Annotated in this window: 22 protein-coding genes and 1 pseudogene; 15 read left to right on the plus strand and 8 right to left on the minus strand. The window is 64.5% G+C overall.

Annotated elements, in window-relative coordinates; genetic code table 11:
• The first annotated feature begins 118 nt into the window (after window positions 1–118).
• The 6 genes and pseudogenes from thiS to C84B14_RS07985 all read left to right on the plus strand — a co-directional run.
• On the plus strand, window positions 119–1117 hold the full coding sequence (thiS, locus tag C84B14_RS07960) for a sulfur carrier protein ThiS (RefSeq protein ID WP_353223166.1): 999 nt from the start codon (window positions 119–121) through the stop codon (window positions 1115–1117).
• Between the two features lie 72 nt (window positions 1118–1189).
• The gene (gene trmB, locus C84B14_RS07965; protein WP_353223168.1) at window positions 1190–1873 is read left to right on the plus strand and encodes a tRNA (guanosine(46)-N7)-methyltransferase TrmB; all 684 of its coding nucleotides are present in this window, start codon (window positions 1190–1192) and stop codon (window positions 1871–1873) included.
• 289 nt (window positions 1874–2162) lie between these two features.
• Complete coding sequence (locus C84B14_RS07970; RefSeq protein ID WP_353223169.1) at window positions 2163–2849, plus strand: TRAP transporter small permease; 687 nt, start codon at window positions 2163–2165, stop codon at window positions 2847–2849.
• A 45-nt stretch (window positions 2850–2894) separates the two neighbouring features.
• Entirely contained in the window at window positions 2895–4178 is a 1284-nt protein-coding gene (locus tag C84B14_RS07975; protein WP_348764846.1) for a TRAP transporter large permease, read from the plus strand.
• 135 nt (window positions 4179–4313) lie between these two features.
• Window positions 4314–4445 (plus strand): hypothetical protein, encoded by a 132-nt coding sequence (locus C84B14_RS07980; RefSeq protein ID WP_353223171.1) that lies wholly within the window; start codon window positions 4314–4316, stop codon window positions 4443–4445.
• A gap of 150 nt (window positions 4446–4595) precedes the next feature.
• Window positions 4596–4775, plus strand: a pseudogene (locus tag C84B14_RS07985) (GNAT family N-acetyltransferase); the annotation flags it as partial.
• Window positions 4776–4979: 204 nt separating this feature from the next.
• On the opposite strand, the gene dctP reads toward C84B14_RS07985, so the two are convergent.
• Window positions 4980–6005: a TRAP transporter substrate-binding protein DctP gene (gene dctP / locus C84B14_RS07990; protein WP_353223173.1), complete on the minus strand. Its 1026-nt coding sequence runs from the start codon at window positions 6003–6005 to the stop codon at window positions 4980–4982.
• A gap of 324 nt (window positions 6006–6329) precedes the next feature.
• Between dctP and C84B14_RS07995 the strand changes: the two genes are divergently transcribed.
• Complete coding sequence (locus C84B14_RS07995; RefSeq protein ID WP_348764848.1) at window positions 6330–7214, plus strand: phosphoribulokinase; 885 nt, start codon at window positions 6330–6332, stop codon at window positions 7212–7214.
• A 32-nt stretch (window positions 7215–7246) separates the two neighbouring features.
• A complete protein-coding gene (locus C84B14_RS08000) occupies window positions 7247–8287 on the plus strand; it encodes an NADP(H)-dependent aldo-keto reductase (protein WP_348764849.1) in 1041 nt (346 codons plus the stop codon).
• Between the two features lie 150 nt (window positions 8288–8437).
• On the opposite strand, the gene C84B14_RS08005 is transcribed toward C84B14_RS08000, so the two are convergent.
• Window positions 8438–9949 (minus strand): hydroxymethylglutaryl-CoA synthase, encoded by a 1512-nt coding sequence (locus C84B14_RS08005; protein ID WP_348764850.1) that lies wholly within the window; start codon window positions 9947–9949, stop codon window positions 8438–8440.
• Between the two features lie 161 nt (window positions 9950–10110).
• Here C84B14_RS08005 and mvaD point away from each other — a divergent pair, with 161 nt between their 5' ends.
• The 4 genes from mvaD (at window position 10111) to idi (ending at window position 15080) form a co-directional block, all read left to right on the plus strand.
• Complete coding sequence (mvaD, locus tag C84B14_RS08010; protein ID WP_353223176.1) at window positions 10111–11097, plus strand: diphosphomevalonate decarboxylase; 987 nt, start codon at window positions 10111–10113, stop codon at window positions 11095–11097.
• A gap of 2 nt (window positions 11098–11099) precedes the next feature.
• Window positions 11100–12125: a mevalonate kinase family protein gene (locus tag C84B14_RS08015; RefSeq protein WP_353223178.1), complete on the plus strand. Its 1026-nt coding sequence runs from the start codon at window positions 11100–11102 to the stop codon at window positions 12123–12125.
• A gap of 90 nt (window positions 12126–12215) precedes the next feature.
• Window positions 12216–14492: a hydroxymethylglutaryl-CoA reductase, degradative gene (locus C84B14_RS08020; RefSeq protein ID WP_353223180.1), complete on the plus strand. Its 2277-nt coding sequence runs from the start codon at window positions 12216–12218 to the stop codon at window positions 14490–14492.
• A 6-nt stretch (window positions 14493–14498) separates the two neighbouring features.
• Window positions 14499–15080: an isopentenyl-diphosphate Delta-isomerase gene (gene idi / locus C84B14_RS08025; RefSeq protein ID WP_353223182.1), complete on the plus strand. Its 582-nt coding sequence runs from the start codon at window positions 14499–14501 to the stop codon at window positions 15078–15080.
• Between the two features lie 294 nt (window positions 15081–15374).
• Here idi and C84B14_RS08030 read toward each other — a convergent pair whose 3' ends face one another.
• Complete coding sequence (locus C84B14_RS08030) at window positions 15375–15992, minus strand: ABC transporter substrate-binding protein (RefSeq protein ID WP_353223184.1); 618 nt, start codon at window positions 15990–15992, stop codon at window positions 15375–15377.
• A 216-nt stretch (window positions 15993–16208) separates the two neighbouring features.
• Between C84B14_RS08030 and C84B14_RS08035 the strand changes: the two genes are divergently transcribed.
• On the plus strand, window positions 16209–17096 hold the full coding sequence (locus C84B14_RS08035; protein WP_353223186.1) for a farnesyl diphosphate synthase: 888 nt from the start codon (window positions 16209–16211) through the stop codon (window positions 17094–17096).
• Between the two features lie 18 nt (window positions 17097–17114).
• Here C84B14_RS08035 and C84B14_RS08040 read toward each other — a convergent pair whose 3' ends face one another.
• Genes C84B14_RS08040 through C84B14_RS08060 form a run of 5 tightly spaced genes read right to left on the minus strand, consistent with a single transcriptional unit; the run spans window position 17115 to window position 22004 of the window.
• On the minus strand, window positions 17115–17732 hold the full coding sequence (locus C84B14_RS08040) for a Type 1 glutamine amidotransferase-like domain-containing protein (RefSeq protein WP_353223188.1): 618 nt from the start codon (window positions 17730–17732) through the stop codon (window positions 17115–17117).
• 57 nt (window positions 17733–17789) lie between these two features.
• Window positions 17790–18320 (minus strand): hypothetical protein, encoded by a 531-nt coding sequence (locus C84B14_RS08045; protein WP_353223189.1) that lies wholly within the window; start codon window positions 18318–18320, stop codon window positions 17790–17792.
• A 3-nt stretch (window positions 18321–18323) separates the two neighbouring features.
• Entirely contained in the window at window positions 18324–19712 is a 1389-nt protein-coding gene (locus C84B14_RS08050; protein WP_353223191.1) for a DUF4139 domain-containing protein, read from the minus strand.
• The gene (locus tag C84B14_RS08055) at window positions 19709–21226 is read right to left on the minus strand and encodes an AmpG family muropeptide MFS transporter (protein WP_353223193.1); all 1518 of its coding nucleotides are present in this window, start codon (window positions 21224–21226) and stop codon (window positions 19709–19711) included. The genes C84B14_RS08050 and C84B14_RS08055 overlap by 4 nt, the downstream gene beginning before the upstream one ends.
• Entirely contained in the window at window positions 21213–22004 is a 792-nt protein-coding gene (locus tag C84B14_RS08060; RefSeq protein WP_348764875.1) for an exodeoxyribonuclease III, read from the minus strand. Before C84B14_RS08060 ends, C84B14_RS08055 begins: the two co-directional genes overlap by 14 nt.
• 149 nt (window positions 22005–22153) lie before the next feature.
• Between C84B14_RS08060 and pyrE the strand changes: the two genes are divergently transcribed.
• On the plus strand, window positions 22154–22807 hold the full coding sequence (pyrE, locus tag C84B14_RS08065; protein ID WP_353223195.1) for an orotate phosphoribosyltransferase: 654 nt from the start codon (window positions 22154–22156) through the stop codon (window positions 22805–22807).
• The gene (locus C84B14_RS08070; protein WP_353223197.1) at window positions 22804–24591 is read left to right on the plus strand and encodes a DUF4153 domain-containing protein; all 1788 of its coding nucleotides are present in this window, start codon (window positions 22804–22806) and stop codon (window positions 24589–24591) included. The genes pyrE and C84B14_RS08070 overlap by 4 nt, the downstream gene beginning before the upstream one ends.
• Window positions 24592–24689 lie beyond the last annotated feature (98 nt).

A 24689-nucleotide genomic window follows, 5' to 3' on the forward strand; every position in this document is an offset into this window, starting at 1 on the left:
TGCCGTATCGGGCGCGCATGCCGCGACCGTCAACGGCCGAGATACTCTCGCAAAAAGCCGCCAAGCTCGGCTGCACAAGCCAGATCACCCATCACTATCGACGACGTCGGACAACATCATGCAGATCGAAGTCAACGGTGCCCCCACTGAGTGCGCGGAGCATGCCACGCTCGCGCAGCTGGTCAGTGACCTGGGCTATGGCGATCAGCGTATCGCGGTGGAACACAACGGCCAGATCGTACCCCGCGAGCACTACCCGCAGACGATGATCGGCCCGGGCGACACGCTCGAAATCGTGCATGCCATCGGCGGCGGCCAGGCTGTGGCCGAAGCCGACAGCCTCACTATTGCCGGGCGCAAGTTCGAATCGCGTCTGCTGGTCGGTACGGGCAAGTATGCCGATCTCGATCAGGCCGATGCCGCGATTCGGGCCTCCGGCGCGGAGATCGTCACCCTGGCAATTCGGCGCACACCGGCGCTGAACGACCCCGAGGCGGCCAAAAAGCGCAACCTGCTGGACATCATTCCGCCGGAAAAATACACGCTGCTGCCCAATACGGCCGGCTGTTTCAATGCCCAGGATGCGGTGCGCACCTGTCGCATGGCGCGCGAACTGCTCGACGGCCATAACCTGGTCAAGCTCGAGGTGCTGGGCGACAAGAAGACGCTCTATCCGGACATGAGCGAAACCCTGGTCGCCGCACAGCAGCTCGTCGACGACGGCTTCGAGGTGATGGTGTATACCAGCGACGACCCGATCGCCGCGCGCCGCCTGGAAGACATCGGCTGTGTCGCGATCATGCCGCTGGCCGGGCCGATCGGCTCCGGCCTGGGTATCCAGAATCGCTACAACGTGATCGAAATCGTCGAGAACGCCAACGTACCGGTACTCGTCGATGCCGGGGTCGGCACCGCCTCGGATGCCTCGATCGCCATGGAAATGGGCTGCGACGGCGTACTCATGAATTCGGCCATTGCCCATGCCAACAAGCCGGTACTCATGGCCCAGGCCATGCGCCACGCCGTGATCGCCGGGCGCATGGCGTTTTTGGCCGGGCGCATGCCGCGTCGCCGCTATGCGTCGGCGTCTTCGCCGATGACCGACCTGCCGTTCTAGCGTTATCCGCCGCCGGCTGTTCGCCTTGCGGACAATGCCGGGCGAACGTCGTATTTGCCAGGAAGAGATGACGTGAATACAACGCACGCACGCCGTATCCGCAGCTTCGTACGCCGCGAGGGCCGTCTGACCAGCGGCCAGCAGAAAAACCTCGACCTGCTCTGGCCGCGCTATGGCCTGAGCATGCCCGAAGCGCCTATCGACTGGGCCGAGGAATTCGGCCGCGAAGCGCCGCGTACGCTGGAGATCGGTTTCGGCGCGGGCGAAGTGCTGGCCGATTTGGCGACACATCGTCCGGACGAGGACTTCATCGGCATCGAAGTCTATCTCACCGGCGTCGGCCGGCTGCTGGGGGCGATCGATGCCGCCGGAGCAACAAACGTACGCGTATTCAACCTCGACGCGGTCGAAGTGCTGGCCGCCGGCTTTGCCGATGCCAGCCTCGACAACGTGCTGCTCTACTTCCCCGATCCCTGGCCGAAGAAACGCCACCACAAGCGGCGCATCGTGCAGCCCGGCTTTGCCGACGAGATCGCCCGTGTTCTCAAGCCGGGCGGCCTGTGGCGGCTGGCCACGGACTGGGAAAACTATGCCGAACACATGCGCGAAACGCTCGACGCGCACGCATCGTTCGAGAACATCGGCGATCGCGACGGCTTTGTAAGCGAACCGCCGCGTACCGGCACGCGCTTCGAAGCCCGCGGCCTGCGCAAGGGCCACGGCGTATTCGATATGGCCTATCGCCGCCTGCCCTGAGTCATCGAGCCTGCCGCGCGCCATCGAAAGGCCCGTTTCAGCCCCGGCCGCTCGCATGTGGCACCGCTTTTGCTAACCGTGAACGGCATGGCAGGAGGGGCGCTCACGACAACGCCGTTCGTCGAATGGCGAGTAGCGAAGGTTCGACGATGCCTGTACCTTCAAACAACGGGGCCGAGGACAACCGACATTACCGCTGTTCGGATTTGCGCGCCGGTCGACCTCTTCGTCGACCAAGCCAAGCGCAGCGGTCGGCGATAGTCGCAGGCGAATGAAGCGAGGCGAATACATGAATCAATCCAGCGCTGACCAGCGCAAGGACCGCAACATCATCCTCGTGGCGCTTAACGCCATCGATCAGGCCTTCGGCTGGCTCGAGCGTATTGTCGTCGCCGGCAGCGTCCTGGTCATGGCCGGCCTGATGAGCCTTCACGTCGTAACAAGCCTGCTATCCGGCCTGTTGACCGAGTACGAGACGACGCCGGGGCTGACCTGGCTTGCCCACATCAACGCAGTCATACCCAGCGGCATTGCCGGCACGTACGAAGTGACCGAAATGCTCATCGTGGTGATGACGTTCGTGGGCGTGGGTTATGCGGCACGCTGTGCCCGCCATATCAGCATGTCGGCGATCTACGACCAGCTCAGCGGCTGGCTGCGCAAGACGCTGCTCATCATCATTTGCCTGGGCACCGGCACCCTGATGTTCTACTTCGCCTACAAGTCGGCCCAGTACGACATGACGCTTTATGAACGCGGCCGTACCAGCTCGGCGCTGGGCATCCCCCTGTGGACGGTCAATCTGGCGCTGCCGATCGGCTTTACGCTGGCCGGCGTGCAGTACCTGCTGACCATCGTTCGCAACCTGGTCAGCGACGATATCTATCGCTCCTTCAACGAAAAGGAAGAGTATTCCGACGTACCGCTGGACGACAGCGGCCAGACCCACGCAAGTGCCGAAAGACATGGCGTCTGAGCGTCGGCAGTGGCCTGCAAGCAAAATGATGACGAGGGATAGCGCATGCTGATGTGGTTGGGCTTGATCATGCTCGTGCTTTTGATGCTCGGGTTTCCGATGATGGTGCCGCTGGCCGTCGGCACGCTTTACATGATGTTCACGGGCATGACCTTCTTCGGTCCGGACCAGGCCGTGAGCTGGATGATCAGCGGCGTGGGCAGCTGGGTACTCGCCGCGGTGCCGATGTTCATCTTTGCCGCGGATATCCTCACCAAGGGCCATACCGCGAATCGCCTGCTCGATCTGGTGGATGCCTTCACCCGCCACATGCGCGGCGGTCTGCCGATTACCACGGCTGCTTCCTGTGCGCTGTTCGGCGCTGTCTCCGGCTCCACCCAGGCCACGGTGGTCGCCATGGGCGGGCCCATGCGCCCCCGGCTGCTGGCCAAGGGCTATTCCGACAAGTTCGCCCTGGCGCTGATCATCAACGCCTCGGATATCGCCCTGCTGATCCCGCCCTCGATCGGTTTCATCGTCTACGGCGTGGTCATGAAGACCTCGATCGGCGACCTGTTCCTGGCCGGCATCCTGCCGGGGCTGTTGATTCTGGGCATGTTCGCGATCTACTGCTATATCGGCGCCATCGTCCAGGGCATTCCGGCCGAGCCCAAGGCCAGCTGGGGCGAACGCTTTACCGCGCTGCGCAAGACCCTGCTACCACTTGGATTTCCGGTACTGGTCGTAGGCGGCATCTACGGCGGCTATTTCAGCGCGGTGGAAGCGTCGGCGGTGGCGGTCGCCTATGCGCTGATACTTGAAGTGGTCATCTATCGCCAGGTCTCCATTCGCGATCTTGGCCCGCTGGCCCTGTCGACGGGCATGATCACCGCCGTGGTGTTCATCCTGGTGGCCGTGGGCGCGGCGTTTTCGCAGACGCTGGGCACCGCGGGCGTGCCCGAACAGCTGCTCGGCCCGGCGATCGATGCCATCGGCGACAATCAGATACTCGCCCTGCTGCTGATCGCGGCCGCCTTCTTCGTGGGCTGCATGTTCGTCGATCCGATCGTGGTCATCCTGATTCTGGTGCCGATCTTCAAGCCGCTGGTGCAGTCCGCCGGACTTGATCCGGTTCATGTCGGCGTCATCGTGACGCTGCAGGCCGCGATCGGCTCGGCCACGCCGCCCTTCGGCTGCGACATCTTCACCGCCATCGCGGTATTCCGTCGGCCCTATATGGAAGTGATTCGCGGCACCCCGCCGTTTATCGCGATCCTCATGCTGGCGACCTTCATACTGATCCTGTTTCCGCAGATCTCGCTGTTCCTGCCGTCGATCGGGGGGCAGTAGCGAAGCGGGAGCGCAGAACCACGCCGATTGCGGCCTATGGCCAACACCGACGCGCAGCGGTCGGCGCGACACGGCCCATGCACACCAATCGCGCCCCGTTACGGGGCGCTTTTATGATGCAGGTAGAGTCTTGCGATGACCGTACTTCGCACCGCACGCCAAGACGATCTGAACGTGCTCATCCAATGGATCGGCTCGCCGCAGCAGTGTCTGTATTGGGCCGGCCCCCGGGTGTCGTATCCGATCAACAAGGCGCAGCTGGCCTAACAGATCGAACGGGATCGTGCCGATGCGTTCTGCCTGGTCGGCACGCAAGAACTGCTGGGCTTCGGTCAGGTGATGCCGAAACCACGAAACCGTCTTCATTTCGCCCGGCTGATCGTCAGTCCGTCGCAGCGCGGCTAGGGTTACGGATTCGAACTCGTGAACGCGCTACTCCGCTGGGCTCTGGCCCGGCAGCCGACATCCGTTTCTTTGAACGTATTTCGCGATAACGCGGCAGCGATTGCGGTGTATCGGCGACTGGGATTCACCGAGGCCGGTCCCGTGGCGGACTATTCCCGGTCCGCGGCGCTGCATATGCGCTACGCACGCTGAGTTCGGCGTGGCGGCGCTCGCCCAGCAACCACCGGCGACGCTGTGAATCGGTCCAGCAGCGCACACGCGCGAACATAAGACGACCGGCGCGGCCGTTGCGTAACCCGGGCACCGTTTCAGACACAAAAAAGCCCGGGCAGCGAACTGCCCGGGCCGGGTTGGCTGGGTCTGACCGCCAGGTCAGCCGTGCTCGCCAAGCACGTTTTATTCGTCGTCGCTCGAGCCGGTTTGCTTGACCGCACTCAAGAGCGCGTCGAGCGATTTCTGAGCGCCGTCGCCAACGTCGTTGACGAAGGTCTCACGCACCGGTTTGACCATCTTGCGGAACGCCGCGCGCTGCTCGTCGTTGAGCTCGATGATTTCGATATCGCTCTTGGACTTGATCGTGTCCAGACGCTCGGAGTTGAACTTCGTCTGGATGTCGTAGCCCGTCTTCACCAGCTGCTGGGTGACGTCCTTGACCATCTTCTGCTGTTCCGAAGACAGGTCTTCGTACCAGTCCAGATTGCCCATCAGGGTCGCCACGAACTGCGACTGCTTGGCAAAGATCATGGCCTTCTGTACTTCGTAGAAGCCCATTTCCTCGTGCGCGAAGACCGGCTGGATGTTGCCCTCGGCCTGGCCCTGCTGCAACGCGCTGTAGAGCTCGCCATAGGCAATCGTGATCGGCGACGCGCCGTAAGCCCGATAGGTCGAGCGCAACAGGCTGTTATCCATCACCCGGATTTTCAGGTTCTTCATGTCGGCCGGGGTCTTGATCGGCTTGTTGGCCGTCCAGACCTGATAGCCCTCGGTCAGTTCCGCCAGCGGCACGAGGCCACGGTTGCGAAACGAGCTCTGCCACGCATCGCTTTGCAGGAACGTATCGGAGTTGAGCGCCTGGGCGGTCGCCCACTGGTCCGACGGCATGACGAAGTTCAGGCTCAGCAGCTGGCTTTCCGGCACGGTGCCGCCGAGCGCGCCCGAGCCGAAGCCGATCTGGATCGCGCCGTTCTGGACTGCGTCGTAGAGCGCGGAATAGCTCGAACCCCACTTGCCGTACGGCAGCAGCTGCACGGTGATGTCACCGTCGCTCTTCTCTTCGATCAGGTCCTTGAATTCCTTGGCGTACTGGTACTGGACGCTGCCCTCGATCTCTTCGAGACCGAAGCGCCAGGTTTCGGCGTTTGCCGAGCCCGCGACCGTGACGAGCCCGAACGCGATGGCCAAACCGATGGCTTTGAGCCGCATAAATCCCCCTTCGTGGATTCTGAATAGAGTGGTTTCACTAAATGGTAAAGGCCGGTTCATGTCAAGCCAGGCGGCGCGGCGAACCGGTTTATCAATCGCCGCAATGAACCGGTCACAGTGGTCTTGCAGCGTGATCCACAACGTATGCAAAAGCTGCGCCGGGCGGATACGACATCCTGCGATCCAGCGCACTGCGGTGGTATGGTTGTCGATCGATGAGCGCGGTTTAAGCGCCCGTTCATCGTTACCCTGTTTGCGCATCCTGGGCGGTGTCATCGCATCGCCCGCACGCGCCAACACCGGCCGTACTGGGAGTATCGCAACATGTCCGTTATCCATCCGATCGTCGCGGTGACGGGTTCATCCGGTGCCGGCACCTCGACCGCCCGTATTGCGTTCGAGCACATCTTCCACCGGCTGCACGTACGCGCGGCTTATATCGACGGCGATGCCTTCCATGCCTATAGCCGGCGCGAGATGGCCAAGGCAGTTCGTCGCGCGACCATTCGCGGCGAGAATTTCAGCCATTTCGGTCCGGGCGCCAACCGTCTCGATCGCCTGCAGAAACTGTTTGCCGAATACGGCGATCGCGGCACCGGCGAGACGCGCCGCTATCTGCACGACGAAATCGAAGCCGCCGAGTTCGGTCTGGAACCGGGCACGTTTACCGAGTGGGGTCCGATCGCTGCCGATACCGAACTGCTGCTCTACGAAGGCCTGCACGGCGGCGTGGTCACCGACCAGGTGGACGTGGCCCAGCACGTGGATCTGATGGTGGGCGTCGTGCCCACCATCAACCTGGAATGGATTCAGAAGATTCGGCGCGATATCGACGTACGCGGCTATGCACCAGAAGACGTCGCCAAGGTGATCCTGCGGCGCATGCCCGACTACGTGCGCTATATCACGCCCCAGTTCACCCGCACCGACGTCAATTTCCAGCGCGTGCCGCTGGTGGATACGTCCAACCCGTTCGTGGCCCGCGACGTACCCAACGATGACGAATCCATGGTGGTGATCCGGTTCCGCGATCCGGCGCACTGGGCGGTTGATTTTCCCTATCTGCTGACCATGATCCATGGATCGTTCATGTCGCGCCCGAATACCGTGGTGGTACCGGGCACGAAAATGCGCATGGCCATCGAAATCATCATTGGACCGATCATCCGGCGCCTGCTCGAACAGCGCGAAGCCGCGCTGTCGCGTTGAGCGCACCCGACACGTCAATAAAGAAGACCTTCATGCAATACCGCAAACTCGGCCGCAGCGATATCGACGTCAGCCGTATCGCGCTGGGCACCATGACCTTCGGCGAACAGAACAGCGAAGACGAAGCCCACCGCCAGATCGACTATGCCCTCGATCAGGGCGTGAACTTCATCGATGCCGCAGAGATGTACCCCGTGCCGCCCAAGGCCGACACCCAGGGCCGCACCGAGGAGTACATCGGTTCGTGGCTCGCCGCCTCCGGCCGGCGCGACGACGTGGTGCTGGCCAGCAAGGTCACCGGCCGCTCAAAAATGGACTATCTGCGCGACGGCTTCGAAACGCGCCTGACGCCAAAACAGATTCGTAGCGCCCTGGAAGCCAGCCTCGACCGCCTGCATACGGATTATCTCGACCTGTATCAGGTGCACTGGCCGGACCGCTCGACCAACACCTTCGGCAAGCGCGGTTACACCCATGCCGAAGACGACGACGCCGTACCCATCGAGGACACGCTGGGCGAACTCGGACGTCTGGTCGAGGAAGGCAAGATTCGCTGCGTCGGCCTGTCCAATGAAACGCCGTGGGGTCTGATGCGCTATCTGCGCGCGGCCGAAAACGAAAACCTGCCGCGCGTGGTGTCCATCCAGAACCCCTACTCGCTGCTCAACCGCACCTTTGAAATCGGCCTGGCCGAATGCGCCGAGCGCGAGGACGTCCGCCTGCTGGCCTATTCACCGCTGGCCTTCGGCATGCTTACCGGCAAGTATCTCGACGGCGCCGCGCCGGAAGGCGCGCGCCTGACGCGCTGGGAGCGTTTTTCACGCTATACCAACGCCCGCGGCAAGCAGGCCACCGCCGACTATGTGGCGCTGGCCCAGAAGCACGGCGTGGACCCCGCCCAGATGGCGCTGGCCTATGTGAACAGCCGCAGCTTTCTGACCTCGAACATCATCGGGGCAACCACGATGGAACAGCTGGAAACCAATATCGCCAGTGCCGATATCGAGCTTTCGGACGAACTCGTCCAGGCGATCGAGGCAATCCACGCCGATAACCCAAACCCCTGCCCGTAGCAACAGCGGGCTAGCCGTTCAACCGCGGGCGCGATCAGCGCCTGCGGTTTATTGCTCCGGCAGCAAACCAGCTGGCTGTGTCGGCTGGCTTCATGGCCGTTGGCCGTAGCAGGCCTGCTTTCGCAGACACGCGTTATCAGCGCGAAAAAATCATCTGTTGAATGGTCTATTCTTGGGCCGGGTTAATAACGTATGGCCGTTGGCGACATAGCGGTAGTACTCGATACCCACATCGCTAAAGCCCGGCTCGTCACGCTCGCCGATCGCATCGACCACGAACTCGTCGTGCGCGGGCACCGGGTCCAGCGCGGCGACGCGGCCGTCATGCAGGGCAACATACTGATCCTGATCAAGATCCAAGGGGTCGCCCAGGGCGCTCATGAAGTTGATCCGCTCGGCTGCGCCACGCCAGTCGTCGGCCACGCGCATCGGCAAGGCCTCGGCGGCATCGCCGCTGCCATAGCCCAGCGCCAGCCAGCGCTGGCCGTCCAGATTCACGTCTTCGCGCAGCGCCTGCACGAAGCCGGCCGCCAGCCAGGCTGGCAGCGCCGCCGTATAGAGATTGCCCAGATCGCGCATCATCTCGCTGCCCAGTGACAGCTTGGCAACGACCAGCTGTTCCCAGAATTCGCTGCCGCGCAGGCTGCGCAGCAGCAGCGACGCCAGCGGAAAGGCATCGTCGCCGCTCAGCCCGGCCTGTACACGCTGGCGCATGTCCGGGGCCGCGCCGCCGATCTCGGCCAGCAAGGCGTCGTAGTCCATATTGGCCTCGACACAGTAATCGCGCAGCTGGGCGCGCGCGGCGTCATCGCCCTCGGCGAGCGCGAACAGATAGGCCATGGCCCAGCCGGAAGCCGGCATCTTGTGATACGGCCGGTGCATGAACACCGCATCCACGCCCCTGAAATAATCGGGCCCGCGCTCGCTCTGGCGCGCGAGCAGCGCGTTCATGGCATGACGGGTGGCATCGATATAACAGCTGGTCGAATAGCGACCGTTGAATACCGGCAGATCCTGCATCTGCCCGTCGATGCGGCTGGGCTGGCCGCGAAAACGGGCGAACGGCTTGCGAAAATCCACCATGCGATAGTCCGAGGCGCTGCCCGCGCCGGCCAGATCCACGTGCAGCAGCCGCGGCTCGGCTTCGAGGAGCATGGCCACCGCCCCGGCGCCCTGGGTAGGCTCGCCGCTGCTGCCGCGCTCGTATTCGGCGATATCCGAACAGATCACGATCGCCTTGCGCGTGGCCCCGTCGGTGGCCAGATAGCGCAGCGCGCCCTTCATTGCATATACGCCGCCCAGACAGGCGTGCTTGTATTCCGGCACCTCGCATTCGCGCGACATCGCCGGCATTTCGTGGGCCGCCAGCGCATCGTCGAGCATGCCCTTGACGATTACCGAGCCGGCCGAGTTGTCGCTGGAGGATTCCGTGCCCAACGCCAGATAGCCGATCTCGCGCGGGTCGATATCGTAGGCCTGGATCAGGCGCCAGGCCGCGTTCGCCGCCAGCGTATACACGCTCTGTTCCGGGCCGCGCATACGAAAACTGCGCCCCACGACGTTGCGGATCTTGTCCCAGGGCTGGTCGTTCCATTCGCACCAGTCGGCGAGCTGTACACGATAGGGCGGCAGATATAGCGCCAGTCCACTGATTCCAGGCATCGCGGTCTCTTGTCTTCGCGGGCATGCCGAACGACGGCAGGCCGATTTGAATGGCGGTATGCTAGCAAATGCTGCGCTTTGTATTACGCATGGCCACTGCGCCGCCACAATGCTTTCGCGTATCCTTTCGCCCTCTTCTCGACTGGCCCTGGGCTTAACGAATGAGTGCCGCACCGCTTTCGCCTGCCACCGCCCGCGCGCACAGCAACATCGCCCTGATCAAGTATTGGGGTAAACGTGATGCCGCGCTCAACCTGCCGGCCGTGGGCTCGATTTCGATCACCCTCGATGCGCTGTATACCGATACCCGGGTCGGGTTTCATGCCGGCATCGATCGCGACAGCGTGGATATCGGCGGGCGCAAGGTCGATGCCGCCCCGTTTACCCGCTTTCTCGACCTGATCCGGGCACGCGCCGGTATCGAGCATCGAGCACGGGTGGAATCCTGGAACAATTTCCCGACCGGCGCGGGCCTGGCGTCGTCGGCTTCCGGCTACGCCGCGCTGGCCGTGGCGGCCTGTCGCGCCGCCGGCCTCGACACGAATGCGCGCGAGCTGTCGATGCTCGCCCGCCAGGGCTCGGGCTCGGCCGCGCGCTCGATTTTCGGCGGCCTGGTGGAGATGCATCGCGGCGACAGCGATAGCGGCGAAGACGCCTACGCCGAACCATTGCTTGGCGCTGCGGACTGGCCGTTGGCTGTGGTCGTGGCCATTACCGATCGCAACGCCAAGCGGGTGAATTCCACTGCCGGCATGAGCGGCCTCGATGAGCGCTCCGACTATTACGACGCCTGGGTGGCCCGTGCGCCCCGCGACCTCGCCGACATGCGCGACGCCATCGCCGCGCGCGATTTCGAAACCGTCGGCGCGCTCACGGAAATGAGTTGTCTCAAGCTGCATGGGCTGATGCTGTCGACACGGCCCGGCCTGCTCTACTGGAACGCAGCGACCGTGGCGGCCATGCACGCCGTTCGCGAACTGCGCGAAGCGGGCACGCCGGTCTACTTCACGATCGATGCCGGCCCCCAGGTCAAGGCGATCTGTGCGCCCGAACATACCGCCGAGGTCGCCCGCGTACTGGCCGACGTGCCCGGCGTGCTCGACACCCGCGTCAGCGGCCTCGGCCCGGACGCCCATCGGCTCGACTGAACGTGATCGTCGAAGCCAGCGCCCCCGGCAAGCTGTTTCTGGTCGGTGAGTATGCGGTGCTCGACGGCGCGCCGGCCCTGCTGAGCGCGGTCGATCGGCGCGTGCATGTCGCCTGCGAGCCGGCGCCGGACGGGCACTGGCGGCTCACCGCGGACAATCTTGGCATTCATGGCCTCGATCTGGGCAACGACCTGGATATCCCGGCCGGCCTCGACGCCGAAACCCGCCGCAGGATCGCCGTCTTCGAGGCCGTACGCGCCCACAGCGCGCAGGCGCTCGGCGCGCATCTGACAGCACAGCACGTCGCCATCGACAGTCGGGCTTTTGCCCAGGACGGCCACAAGCTCGGCCTCGGCTCGAGTGCGGCCGTGGCCGCCGCGCTTACCGCGGCGCTGTCGCAGGCCAGCGGTGAAACGCTCGATCGCGCCGCCTTGGCAACGCGCGCGATCGCGGCCCATCGCACAGCCCAGAACGGCCGTGGCAGCGGCGGCGACGTCGCCACCGCCGTCTACGGCGGGTTGATCAGCTATACCCGCGATCAAACCCCGATACCGCTGACATGGCCGGCCGATCTCGCCGCCCATGCTCTGGTGACCGGCACCGGCGCGAGCACGCCCGACCTGGTCGCCCGCGTTGCCGACTACGCCGCCCGGGCGCCCCAGGCATACGGCCGATACCTCGCACAGCTGCACGCGTTGGCCGACCGCGTCATCGACAGCCTGGCCGATAGCCGCGCCTTCATCGCCCTCGCAGCCGACTATTTTGCTGCACTTTGTCGACTGGATGCCGCCGCGCATGCGGGCATCGTCACAGCGCAGCATTTTCGTCTGGCCGAGCTGGCCGCGCCCCATGGCGGCACGTTCAAGAGCTCGGGGGCGGGAGGCGGCGATGTGGGACTTGTGTTCACGCATCGCGGCGACGCCGAAAAGCACCTGCGCGAGGCGCTGGAAACGGCCGGCGCACGTTTCGTCGACCTGCAATTTGGCGCGCCCGGCGTGCGCTGCGAAACACGCCCATCGCCGGGCTGACACGCGGGTACGATAAACTGCGCGCCTGATTCCTTCGCGCGAACCCGGCTGCGGCTGGGTTGTGCCTCTTCCTACACGCTTTCGATCGCGATGAGCCAATCCCGGATACCCTCGTTCTACAAGTTCTCCGTGGCCAACCGGCTGCGCGTTCTGCTCGAACGCGAGGTGATCGACGAACGCGAGTACGAAATGCTCGTCGCCGGCACCCACCTGATGAACGCCGATCAGGCCGATCGGCTGATCGAGAACGTCATCAGCGTGTTCGGCCTGCCCATGGGGCTGGGCCTGAACTTCCAGATCAACGGACGCGACTACCTGGTGCCCATGGTGGTGGAGGAGCCCTCGATCATCGCGGCGGTGAGCTCCGCGGCCAAGATCGTGCGCGGCGCGGGCGGCTTCGAAAGCCATGCCGAGCGCCCGCTCCTGATCGGCCAGATCCAGGTCGTGGACGTACCGCATGCCGCCCGCGCCCGCCAGGCGCTGCTGCAAAACGCCCAGGAAATTCTCGACCTGGCCAACAGCCTGCACCCGAACATGGTCGCCCGCGGCGGCGGCGCCCGCGAAATCGAGGTGCATACCCACGGCACGACCGCCGACCACGGTGAAATGCTGGTGGTGCATCTGCTGGTGGATACCCGCGATGCCATGGGCGCGAACCTCGTCAACACCATGTGCGAAGGTGCCGCGCCGCTGGTGGAGAAGATTTCCGGCGGGCGCGTGTTCCTGCGCATTCTCTCCAACCTCACCGATCGCGCGCTGGTGCGCTCGAAGGCGGTCATCCCCACCGATCGGCTGGCCGCGGGTGATTATTCGGGCGAAGAGGTCCGCGACGGCATCATCCTGGCCAACGAGTTCGCCGAACTCGACCCCTATCGGGCCACGACCCATAACAAGGGCATCATGAACGGCATCGACGCCGTGGCGATCGCCACCGGCAACGACTGGCGCGCCATCGAAGCCGCTGCCCATGCCTATGCCGCCCGCACCGGACGCTACAGCTCGCTGACCCGCTGGTACGCCAACGCCGACGGCGATCTGGTGGGCGAACTGGATATTCCGCTCAAGGTCGGCACCGTCGGCGGCCAGGTCGAGTCCAACCAGGCGGTACGCATCGCGCATCGCGTGCTGGGTATCGAATCGGCCGCGGAGCTGGCCCAGGTGATGGGCGCAGTGGGCCTGGCCCAGAACTTTGCCGCCATCAAGGCACTATCGACCCACGGCATCCAGCGCGGCCATATGACCCTGCATGCACGCAGCGTGGCCATGGCCGCCGGCGCGGATGCGGCGATCTTCGACGACGTGGTCGACCGGCTCGTCGCGGCCGGCGATATCAAGGTCTGGAAGGCACGCGAAATCATCGCCGAGCTCGAAGATACCGCCCGCGTGCAACAAACCGCGGCCCAGCCGCGCCAGCAGGTCATCGAGCACAGCGATACCGCCGGCGATATCGGCTACGGCAAGATCATCCTGCTCGGCGAGCATTCCGTGGTCTATGGCCGGCATGCCATCGCGGCCCCCATTCCGCTGCACGTACGGGCAGAAGTCACTGCCCAGGCGCGCCATATCGAGCTGCTCATCCCGCGCTGGGGCGTGGAAATGCGCCTGGCCGAGCCGGAGCGCGGCGTGAGCTCGCTGCATGCCTCGATCACGCTCATCGCCGAACGGCTGGGCCTGGCCGAGCGCGGCATGCGTATCGACGTGTTCCCGCATATCCCGCGCGCCAACGGGCTGGGCGCCTCGGCCGCGCTCGCGGTGGCCGTGATCCGGGCCATGGCGCGCTGTTTCGGTATCGCGATCAGTGAGCGCGAGATTTCCAACCTGGCCTTCGACTGCGAAAAGATCGCCCACGGCACGCCGTCCGGCATCGACAACACGCTGGCCACCTTCGGCCGGCCGATTCTGTTTCGTCGCGACAACGCGAACAGCCGCGCCGAGATCCAGGATCTGACCACCCCGCAGCCGATACCGGTCATCATCGGCCTGTCGGGCGTGGCCACGCTCACCATGCAGACGGTGGGCAGCGTACGTGCCGCCTGGCAGAAAAACCCCGAGCGCTACGAGTCGATCTTCTCGCAGATCGATACGCTGGCCCTGGCCGGCGCCGAGGCCATGCGCAAAGGCGATCTCGCCGAGCTGGGCGAACTGATGAATATCGATCATGGCCTGCTCAACGCCCTGCAGGTGTCCTCGCGCGAAATCGAGGAACTGGTGCAGATCGCGCGCGACAACGGCGCGCTCGGTGCCAAACTCACCGGCGGTGGCGGCGGCGGCGCGATGATCGCGATCAGTGAGCCCGAGCGTACGCAGACGATTGCATCCGCCATGCGCAGCGCCGGCTACAACACATTCATTACCGAAATTCGTTAACCCTTCATGTCCGCCCCTTCTACCGCCGCCCCGATCGTGTCCTTCGACGACGAGCCGCTCATTCTCGTCGACAGCGAAGACAACGTGCTCGGCTACAAGCCCAAGGCCGAGGCCCACGAAGGCGACGGCGTGCTGCATCGCGCGTTTTCGATCTTTCTGTTCGACGGCGCCGGCAAGGTGTGGCTGCAACAGCGCGCGCCCGGTAAACAGCTCTGGGGCGGCTACTGGGCCAACAGCTGTTGCAGCCACCCGCGCCGCGGTGAAACCGTCGACGCCGCGGCCGGCCGCCGGCTGCACGAAGAACTCGGCGTGAACGCCGATCTCACCTTCCTGTATCGCTTCGAGTATCACGCCCGATTCGGCGATGTGGGCGCCGAACACGAGCTGTGCTCGGTCTATGTCGCGCAATCCGATACGCCCGTGGCCGCCAACGTTAACGAAATCGCGGCGAGCCAGGCCGTCAGCCCACAGACGCTGGATCGTGAACTCGTCGACAACCCCTCGCTCTACACGCCCTGGCTCAAGCTCGAATGGCCGCGTATTCGTGCCGAGCACTGGCATACGGTCGAAGCCCTGCTGGCGAACTGAACCTCGCCCCAGTGCTTTAGGGAAGCTCTGCATAACCTGTCACGGTCGCGCCGGCGTGCTTTGCGCGTGATTGACAAGGAAGTGAGAGCGTAGCGTGCTCGTTGCACGGTAGCAAACACTGACGCCGATCAAGCGCGCGCAAAGCCCCGGCACAGAAGGGGTTCGGCCTCACCGCCGCCGCGGCCGCGTTGACAAGCTTGACCTGCCAATAAGGCAGGCGCTCCGCCTGGACGCCTTGCCGCACCGTCTGTGAGGACTCGAACGCGATCCGTGAGAGGTTTATGCAGAGCTTCCTTAGACGCGCGGCCCGCCTTCCAGGCGCCGCTCCAGCCCGCCAAACAGCGCTTTGGGCGTATCGCGCGGCATCAGCCGGGCCGTTTCAGGTCCGGAAAAACCGGTGGCCGGGGACACCCCCACGACACGCCACTCGCCCGCGTCGCGAGCCACGGTATAGCGCGTGACCCGGCGCATGCCGTGAGAGTCGATGAGCGCGACTTCCACCTGGCGCGAATCGCGCCCTAGCGATCGCAGACCACAGATATCGAAGCGCTGGCCGGCATAGTGATTGTAGGTATGCGCATAGCGAGCGATCAGCGACTCGCGAAGACGTGCGGTATAGCCCCGGCGTTTGTCCTTGCTCAGCTGCGACCAGCGATCGCCGAGCCGATGACGGGCAATCCGCCGAATATCGAAATCCTGATCGATGCGCTGGGCAAGCTTGTCGTAGCGATCGTCGAACGAGAGCTGCTCGCCCTGTTTCATGGTGGTCAGCAACAGGCTGTCGAAGCGCTCGACCACCGCCTGGGCCGGCTCGCTGGCGGCCGCGCTCCATACGCCCAGACACACGACGATCACGACACTGGCCACGATACAGGTCAGGGTCTGCTGCAAAGAGTCGCTATAAACGCCCATGCTCGGCTCCCGGCAATACGATCGATGGGATGAATCACGACAAAAAATCAGACCACGGGCAACGGCCCACAGTTCGCTGCCGGCACAGGCTGTCATCGAATCTTCATACCGGTGGCCATAGCGGATAGGCGAGCGGTATTTGACCGCCCCGCGCTTTAGTGGCTAGCTAGCGCGCCATCGCTCACTCTCGCGCCGGGCGAACCGGCTTGCCTGAACATGGCCCACGACGCCTCCACCGATATCCGCGCCCGTATCGAGGCTGCCCTCGAACGCGCCCTGCCGGGCGCAACAACCGAACCCGCACGGCTGCACGAAGCCATGCGCTATGCGGTACTCGGCGGCGGCAAGCGCATCCGCCCGCGGCTGGTGCATGCCACGGGCGAAACGCTCGGCATCGCCGCCGAACGCCTGGACGCGCCGGCCACGGCGGTGGAACTCATCCATGCCTATTCGCTGGTCCACGACGACCTGCCGGCCATGGATGACGATGCCCTGCGCCGCGGCCAGCCGACCGTGCATATCGCCTACGACGAGGCGACCGCCATCCTTGCCGGCGATGCCCTGCAGAGCCTGGCCTTCGAAGTGCTGGCCGGGGACCCGAGCGTGGCCGACTGCCCCGAGATCGGTGCTGCGCGTACGCATACGCTGGCCCTGGCCTGTGGCTCGCGGGGGATGGTGGGCGGCCAGGTTCTGGATATGGCCAGCGAAGGCCGAGCCATCGATCAGGCCACGCTCGAGCGCCTGCATCGACACAAGACCGGCGCCCTGCTGCGTGCCTGCGTACGCCTGGCCGCGGATACCCAGCCGTCGCTTAACGTCGATTGCCGCGAGGCGCTCGATCGCTTTGCCGATCATATCGGCCTGGCGTTTCAGGTACGCGACGACGTGCTCGATATCGAATCCGATACGCAGACCCTGGGCAAGACCCAGGGCGCGGATATCGCCCATGCCAAGGCCACCTATCCCGCCCTGCTCGGCCTGGACGCGGCCCGCGATTACGCAAACCGTCTGTACGAGCACGCGCTCGCGGCACTGGCACCATTCGGCGACGATGCCGACCCGCTGCGGACGATCGCTGCCGAGATCGTCAAGCGCGACCACTAGCCGCGCGCACCAACCGACTCAGGTACCCACGACTAAAACGCGCTCTGCGTCGACGATCATCGCCTGGGTGTTGCTCAAGGGCCGCAGCGCGAGCTTTGTGCCATAGGTGGCCATGATCTGTTCGGCGGCCTCGGCAAACGGGGCGTTGCCATAATGCGGAACCGGAAAGAAGTCGATCAGCCCCAGCCCGCTAAAGTCCTCGAGATCGGCGGCTGCCGAGAGGTCGTCCATCGCCTGCGCATATTCGATATGCGGTGCGACGACCATCGCGCCTGCCGATTCACCCAGGTAGGGCGTGCCCGACTCGACTTCTTGAACCAGATCTTGATCGGCGCCTGTCCTTCGCAGTTCCTGGCGTAGATAGAACGTATTGCCGCCGCTGACGTAGATATAGTCGTTGTCTTGCAGCATGCGGCGCCTGTTTTCTGGCTTCGCCGTTGAAATATCCAGCATATCGACCTCGAGGCCCTGGCGCTGCAACGCCTGCCGCCCCTGCTCGACGTAGAAATTCACGTTCTCCACCACGCTGGCCGTGGCAATGAAGGTCACGTGTTTGCCTGCGCCGTCATCGCCGACAAATCCTGCGAACGCATCTTCGACCTGGGCAAACGACGAGGACAGGAACAGTTTTTTCATCTGCTTTCAAATCCCGATTCTTTCAAAGCCATTCGCTCGACGCGATCGAAGCTCATGTCAGGACTCATCCGAGCGCAGGCCCAGCGTGCGCAGCCGCAGTACCCAGCGGCCAAGCGCGCGCGCACCCACCACGACGCCGAACGCCAGCACGCAGCGCAGGGCGACAACCACAACCTGCAACCACTGGCCCCGTGTCGGCGAGCCCGCACCGGCCTCGCGCTCCAGAAGCACGGCCTGTACCGCGTTCCATATCAGCTGTGGCAGGCCATGGAGCAATACCACCGTGCCGGCTACGCCGAAAGCGATCGCCGCGACCGACTCGGCAGTCAAGCCACCGGTGTCGACAGGCTCGCTACCGGCGCCACTCATGGCGTTGGCAAGCCACGGCGCGCCAAGCCACAGCAAAGCGGCCAGGCTGATCGGCATCACCAGCTGCAGCAGCACGCTCAGCTGCAGCAGCGACGCGTCTTCGACCGGATCGCCCGCCCATGCGTACGGCACACTCTGGACAGCCACTAGAAGACCGCGCGCCACCAGGTAGAGAGCGATCAGCCGGATACCAATGACCGCCAGATCGCGCGTGGCCATCGTCTAGTTGGACCAGGTGGCGGTGTAACGCAGCGTCTTGTCGCCGTTGGCAGGCACATCGATCTGCCACTGGGCGGTATTGGCGGGCGTCTTGTCCATGGCTTCGGGCTCGGCCGATTCGACGGTCGCGCCCTGCGGCAGATGTTCGATGACGTTTACCGTGGCCGTATCCGCGCTGGCGTTATACAGCTTGATTTCGATGGTACGACGCTGCTCGTTCTCGCCGGTGTTCTTCTCGCCTGTCTTGCGATCCTCGACCAGACGCCGTTCACTGGTCAGATCGAAAGCCGTGCCGAGCGTGAGCGTGACCGGCGCCTTTTTCGGCGTGTCGTCGATACGATCCTCGCCCATCAGCTGCGCGCTGCCCGCGCTATCGTAGATTCGCACCACGCCGGCCGGCAGCGGTACATCGGCCGTATTCTCGAATGCGAGCCGAATCTGGGCATGGCTGCGCTCGCCGTCGCGGCTCACCGAATAGAGGCTGTTCTCGACGCGATAGCTGCGCTCGGCCTCGAAGGTCTGCGGGGCCATGATCGACACCGCACGCGTGCCCCCGGCAGCCACGTCGAGCCCGTTGTCGAGGGCGTAGCGATAGCTATCGCCGCTGGCCTCGGGCGCGCCGGCATCGCTTTGCTTGGCTTCGGAGCGGGCCATCATCATCGGCGCCGGCGCATTGCCGCCACTACGCGCCACATCGCCGGCGACCAGCCAGGCCTTGTCGGCGGCCAGACGTGCGCCGCCCCTGTTATCGATCACGGCCATGCTGGCCAGTTCGAGCTGGCCGGCCTTGGCGTCGAAACGCCCGGTATAGCTGGCCTGCCAGCTCGGCCCGTCGATCTGGTAGATCGCGGTCAATGCCTGCTTGCCGGCCTTGTCGGCATCCAGATCCAGTTGCAGCCTGTCGCCGTTGTCCGTATCGGCCGGCCAGGCGACGCGCCAGGGGGAATCACCGGTCAGGCGCTCGATGCGGTCGTCGATACGTACCAGCAGCGTATCGCCGTTGATGCCCACGAGCGTGGCCTCGCGGGATCGCGCATCGCCGGCATCGTTGTCACGCAACAACGTGACCGACTGGCCGATACGCGAAGCCAGCAGTCCCTGGCCGTCGTTGTCGCCTGCATCCGTGCTGAGGCCGGTCAGGCGCACACCCTCGCCTTCGAGCCAGACGGTATCGGCACGCAGGCGCCCGGCCAGCGGCCAGCCAACGGTCTGGCCGCCGGCTTCGAGCTCGATATCACGCGTGTTCTGGACCACGGCCGCGCCGCGGTTGTACAGCGCCATGGCATCGACGCGATTCGTGTCAGACGAGGCACCCGCCAACGCGGCCAGCGGTGCGAGGCTGGCCGGCAATACGACGACCAGTGCTTTGAGCCAATACGGTGAATGCTTCATGAAGACGTCGATTCCTGTCGCTTGTGGGCCGGCGTTTCATGCCGGTGGATATAAAACAGGCCTACGGCCAGAACAATCGCCGGAATGCCGGCGAGCGCGGTGTAGCTGAAAAACGGCATGTATCCGAAGTTGTCGACCACCCAGCCCGAATAGCCGCCGATGTACTTGCCGGGCAAGGTCATCAACGACGAAAACAAGGCGTACTGCGTAGCCGTGTATTGAGTGTTCGTCAGGCTGGATAAATAGGCGATGAACGCGGACCCGGCCATGCCACCCGAGAGATTGTCCGCCGACACGGTCAGCGCCAGCGACAGCAGGCCGGGATTGCCCGGCTGCCAGGGCATGTTCAACGAAGGCGCCCATAGAAAGGCAGCCGGGTCGGCGCGCATGGCCATATCCATCAGGCCGCTGTTGAACAGCTGCATGGTTTGCGCGTCCGCGCCCTGCGAGGCCAGCCAGGCAAAGGCCAGATTGGTGGACGCGGCCAGAATGGCGCTGGCCAGCAGCGGTTTGAGAATGCCGTAGCGCACGATCAGTATGCCGCCGAGCGCCGCGCCACCCAGCGTCATGGCAATCCCGAACAGCTTGGTTACGCTCGCGATCTCGTTGAGCGAATAGTGCATGTCCAGGTAGAAGGGATTGGCCATTACGCCGAGGGTGATATCCGTAACCCGGAACAGGCTCACGAACAGCAGAATGATGATCGCCGGCACGCCGTAACGGGCAAAGAAATCCACCAGCGGACAGACCACCGCGCCGAGCACCCAGCCATAGGCCTTGCGTAGCGGCTCGGGCAGAAAAGCGCAGCGCTGCAGATGCGCCTGCACCCAGGGTTCTTCCGGCAGCAGCGAGGCCCGGGCCGACGCTTCCGGTTCGGCCACCAGCAGCACCGTGATCATGCCTACGCCCACCAGGCCGGCCATGACCAGATAGGTGAACGGCCACGTTGTGCCGGAGGCGATATAGAACGCCCCCGCGCCGGCGGTGAGCAAAGCGATGCGATAGCCGGCCTGATAGGTCGCCGCCATGGCGCCCTGGATGCTTTCATCCACGGCCTCGATACGCCAGGCGTCGATGGCCACGTCCTGGGTGGCCGAGGAAAACGCGACCAGCAGACCGAACCAGGCGAGCGCGGTCAGATTTTGCGTGGGATCGGTCAGCGCCATGGCGACCAGCCCCACGATAAGCCCGATCTGGGCGAGCAGCATCCAGGCCCGTCGTCGGCCCAACAGCCGGCCCAGCACCGGCAAGGGAAAGCGATCGACCACCGGCGCCCAGAAGAACTTGATCGAGTACATCATCCCGATCCACGAGAAGAACCCGATCGTGGTCTTGGATACGCCTTCCTGGGCCAGCCAGGCCGAGAGCGTGGAAAACACCAGCAGAAACGGCAGCCCCGACGAGAAGCCGAGGAACAGCATGCCGACGACCCGCGGCTGGACATAGACCTCGAGTGCTGCCCGCCAGTCGCGCTTGGGCGGGGTATTCGCGTCGGCAGCGCTAGAACTGGACATCGTAATCGATCGTCAGCGGGGCATGATCGGACAGCCGCTCGGCGCGATACACCGATTCGGCCGTGGCCTTCGCGGCCAGTCCGGGCGTGGCGACGTGATAGTCGATACGCCACCCGACGTTGTTGTCCCAGGCCCGGCCGCGGTTCGACCACCAGGTGAACTGGTCTTCGTTGGGGTTGATCTCGCGAAACACGTCGACCAGCCCCATTTCGCCGAACAGGCGATCCATCCATTCGCGCTCGTGGGGCAGAAAGCCCGAGTTCTTCTTGTTGTTCTTCCAGTTCTTCAGGTCGATTTCCTTGTGCGCGATATTCAGGTCGCCACAGACCAGATAGTCGCCCGGCGCGGCGGCGCGTGCAGCCAGCAGTTCGGGGAAATGCACCAGATAGCGCTCCTTGGAATCCTGGCGATGATCGCCCGAGGAGCCGGAGGGCGCATACAGGCTGGCAATGTTCAGGTCGCCCTCGGGCATGGCAAAACGCGCTTCGATATAGCGGCCTTCCGCGTCGAACTCGTCGTGGCCCATGCCGCGAATGATTTCATCGGGCTCGCGCTTGGAATAGATGGCCACCCCGGAGTAGCCCTTGCGATTGGTCGCCTCTTCGTAGAAGCAGTGATAGCCCTCTGGCCAGAACGCGGCGACGCCCTCCAACTGATGCTGCTGGGCCTTGAGTTCCTGGATACAGACCACGTCCGGGTCCTGGGTGGCCATCCACTCGAAGAAACCCTTGCGCTGCGCGGCTCGAATACCGTTGGCGTTGAAGGACATGACCCGCATCGACGACTTCCTTGTTTGACTCATATGACTTCGCGAACAAGCGCTTGCCCGGCGGGTGGCGGTTTGCGAACCGGTCGCCGCGGCTGTGCGCAGGCCTTATCATACGTACTTGCCAAGCCTGCACGATCCGACCACCCCGGGAATCGCCCATGCCTGCCGAGCCGACCGACCCCAGCCAGGATTTTCTGGCCCTTGCCGATAACTACGACGCGCTCAAGTTCGGCGAGTTCAAACTCAAGTCCGGCCGGGTGAGCCCCTACTTCTTCAATATGGGCGCGATCGCGTCCGGCGCCGGCATGCAGCGCCTGGCGGCCGGCTACGGCGCCGCCCTGATGCGTTCGGGCATCGAATACGACAGCCTGTTCGGCCCGGCCTACAAGGGCATACCGCTGGTGGCCACCGTTGCCTGCGCGCTGGCCGACCATGGCCTGGACATCCCGTTTACCTATAATCGCAAGGAAGCCAAGGATCATGGCGAAGGCGGCACTCTGGTCGGCGCGCCGCTGGGCCAGCGCGTGGTGATCGTGGACGACGTCATCACCGCCGGGACCGCCGTGCGCGAAGCCATTGCCATGATTCGCAACGCCGGCAGCGAAGTGGCCGGCGTGCTCATCGCGCTCGATCGCCAGGAGCGCGGCGTGGATAAGCGCTCGCCGCTGCAGGCACTGGCCGCCGACGAGGGCATTCCCACCGTGGCGGTGGCCACCCTCGACGACGTGATCGGCTATGCCGAACGCGCCGGCCTCGCAGAGGACCGCCTGGCCGCAATCAAACAATATCGCGACGAATACGGCGTGCTGTGAGCGAACACGCAGCGGGCATCGATCATGGCGTTGGCCTCGACCGGCCCACCCGCTATGCGTTGATCGCGCTTGCGCTGGCCCAGGCACTCGCGCTTTACGCCCTGGCACGCGCAAGCGACGCAAACGTCGATCTTCGCTGGCTGTACGGCGGCTGTGCCCTGGCCGGCCTGTTGCCCCCGCTGTTTTACCTGGGCTGCAACCGCTTCTACGACTGGCGCAACCTGGTCGCGGCCTTGCTGGCCGGCCCGCTGCTGTTCGCGCTCGGCTGGCATCTGGGATGGCTGTACGGCCCGGCCGCTGCCGGCAGCAACCCACCGGACGACTTCATTTTCAGCTTCGCAGTAAGCATGGGCGTGGCGGTTTTCGTGCTCGCCAGCTATCTGCGCGCCTGGTCGGCCCATCAACGACCGGTCTTTCGCTATCCGGAACTGTTGCTCTACACCCACGAGCAGCTGTTCAGCATCGTCCTCGTAGTCGTCTTTTCGGGCATCGCCTGGGCGCTGCTTGCGCTCTGGGCCGCGCTGTTCGACGCGATCGGCATTCGCCTGTTCTCCTGGCTGTTCCAGCAGCCACTTTTCGTTTGGCTTGGCCATGGCCTGATCGCCGGTATCGCGCTGGCAGTCATCCGTAGCCAGCCGCGGCTCATCGCTACCTTGAGCGCGATGACCCGTGCCCTGCTACGGGTCCTGCTGGTGCCGGTGGCCACTGCGATCCTGCTGTTCGTGCTGGCCCTGCCCTGGGTTGGCCTGGAACCGATATGGGACACCGGCCAGGCGGCTTCGCTGATGATGGCCCTCAGCCTGGTGCTGCTGGCCCTGTTCGCCACCGCATTTCTGCCCGACGCTAGCGACAGCGGCTATCCCCGGCCGGTACGGGCGCTGATCTGGCTGGCTGTCGTCATATTGCCGATCAACGTGGCCCTGGCCGCCTGGGCACTCGGGCTGCGTATCGACCAGCACGGCCTCAGCGTCGACCGGCTCTGGGCCGCGATCATGCTGGCGTTTATCGCCGCCTACGCGCTCGGCTATGCGCTGGTCATCCTCTGCTCGCCGGCAAAGGCCAGCGCGCGGCTGCAACGAATCAACGTCGTGCTGGGGCTGGTGGTGGCCGGCACGCTCATTCTGGTCAACACCCCGTTGGCCGATCTGCGCGCGCTGAGCGCCCACGATCAAGCGCAACGGCTGCTCCAATCCCGCATCGCACCGGAGCGATTCGACTATGCCTACCTGCGCCGCGAGCTCGGCCCCTATGGCATGGCCGAGTTAAAGCGCCTGCGCGACAGCGATTTTGCCGCCGAGCACCCCGCGGCCGCCCAACGCATTGCCCGCGTTATGAAAAGCCCGACGGCTGCAGACCCCGAGCCGTTGCTCGATACCCGCGACCCCGAGGCCGTCGCCGCTGCTTTTGACATCGTGCCGAGCGATGTTCGCGTGCCGGAACAAGTCGCGAAACTGGCCGTGCAGGCAAGCCCGCGCTGCCTGCGGTCGCCGCGGCAATGCCGGCTCGTACAGGCAGTGCACGCCGACATGACGTTCTGGTGGGAGATCACGCGCAGCGGCGGTAACAACCGCTACGGCACGGCGTTCGCCGAAATCGATGGCCGATGGCGCAACGTCGGCTCGGTCGTATCGCGTGGCTGTCGCGACAAGCCGGCATCGGCAGATGACGATCACACCGCCCCTCGTGCCCTGGGCGGCCCGTTCGCCGCGTTTGTCGACGATCACTGTATATACGTCATCGATCCAAGCGCCGATTTCCTGACCCGGCGCGGTGCGCTGCGCTAATTTTGCGCTTTGCAGCATATTCCTAACCGTCGGATTCTTATCGATTCATTGCTGCCTTCGGAGCGGACGAAGAGGCCGTGAAGCCTTTTTACGGCGCG

Origin of the sequence: Salinisphaera sp. C84B14 (assembly GCF_040361435.1) — a bacterium.
In the GTDB taxonomy this organism is placed as follows: Bacteria; Pseudomonadota; Gammaproteobacteria; order Nevskiales; family Salinisphaeraceae; genus Salinisphaera.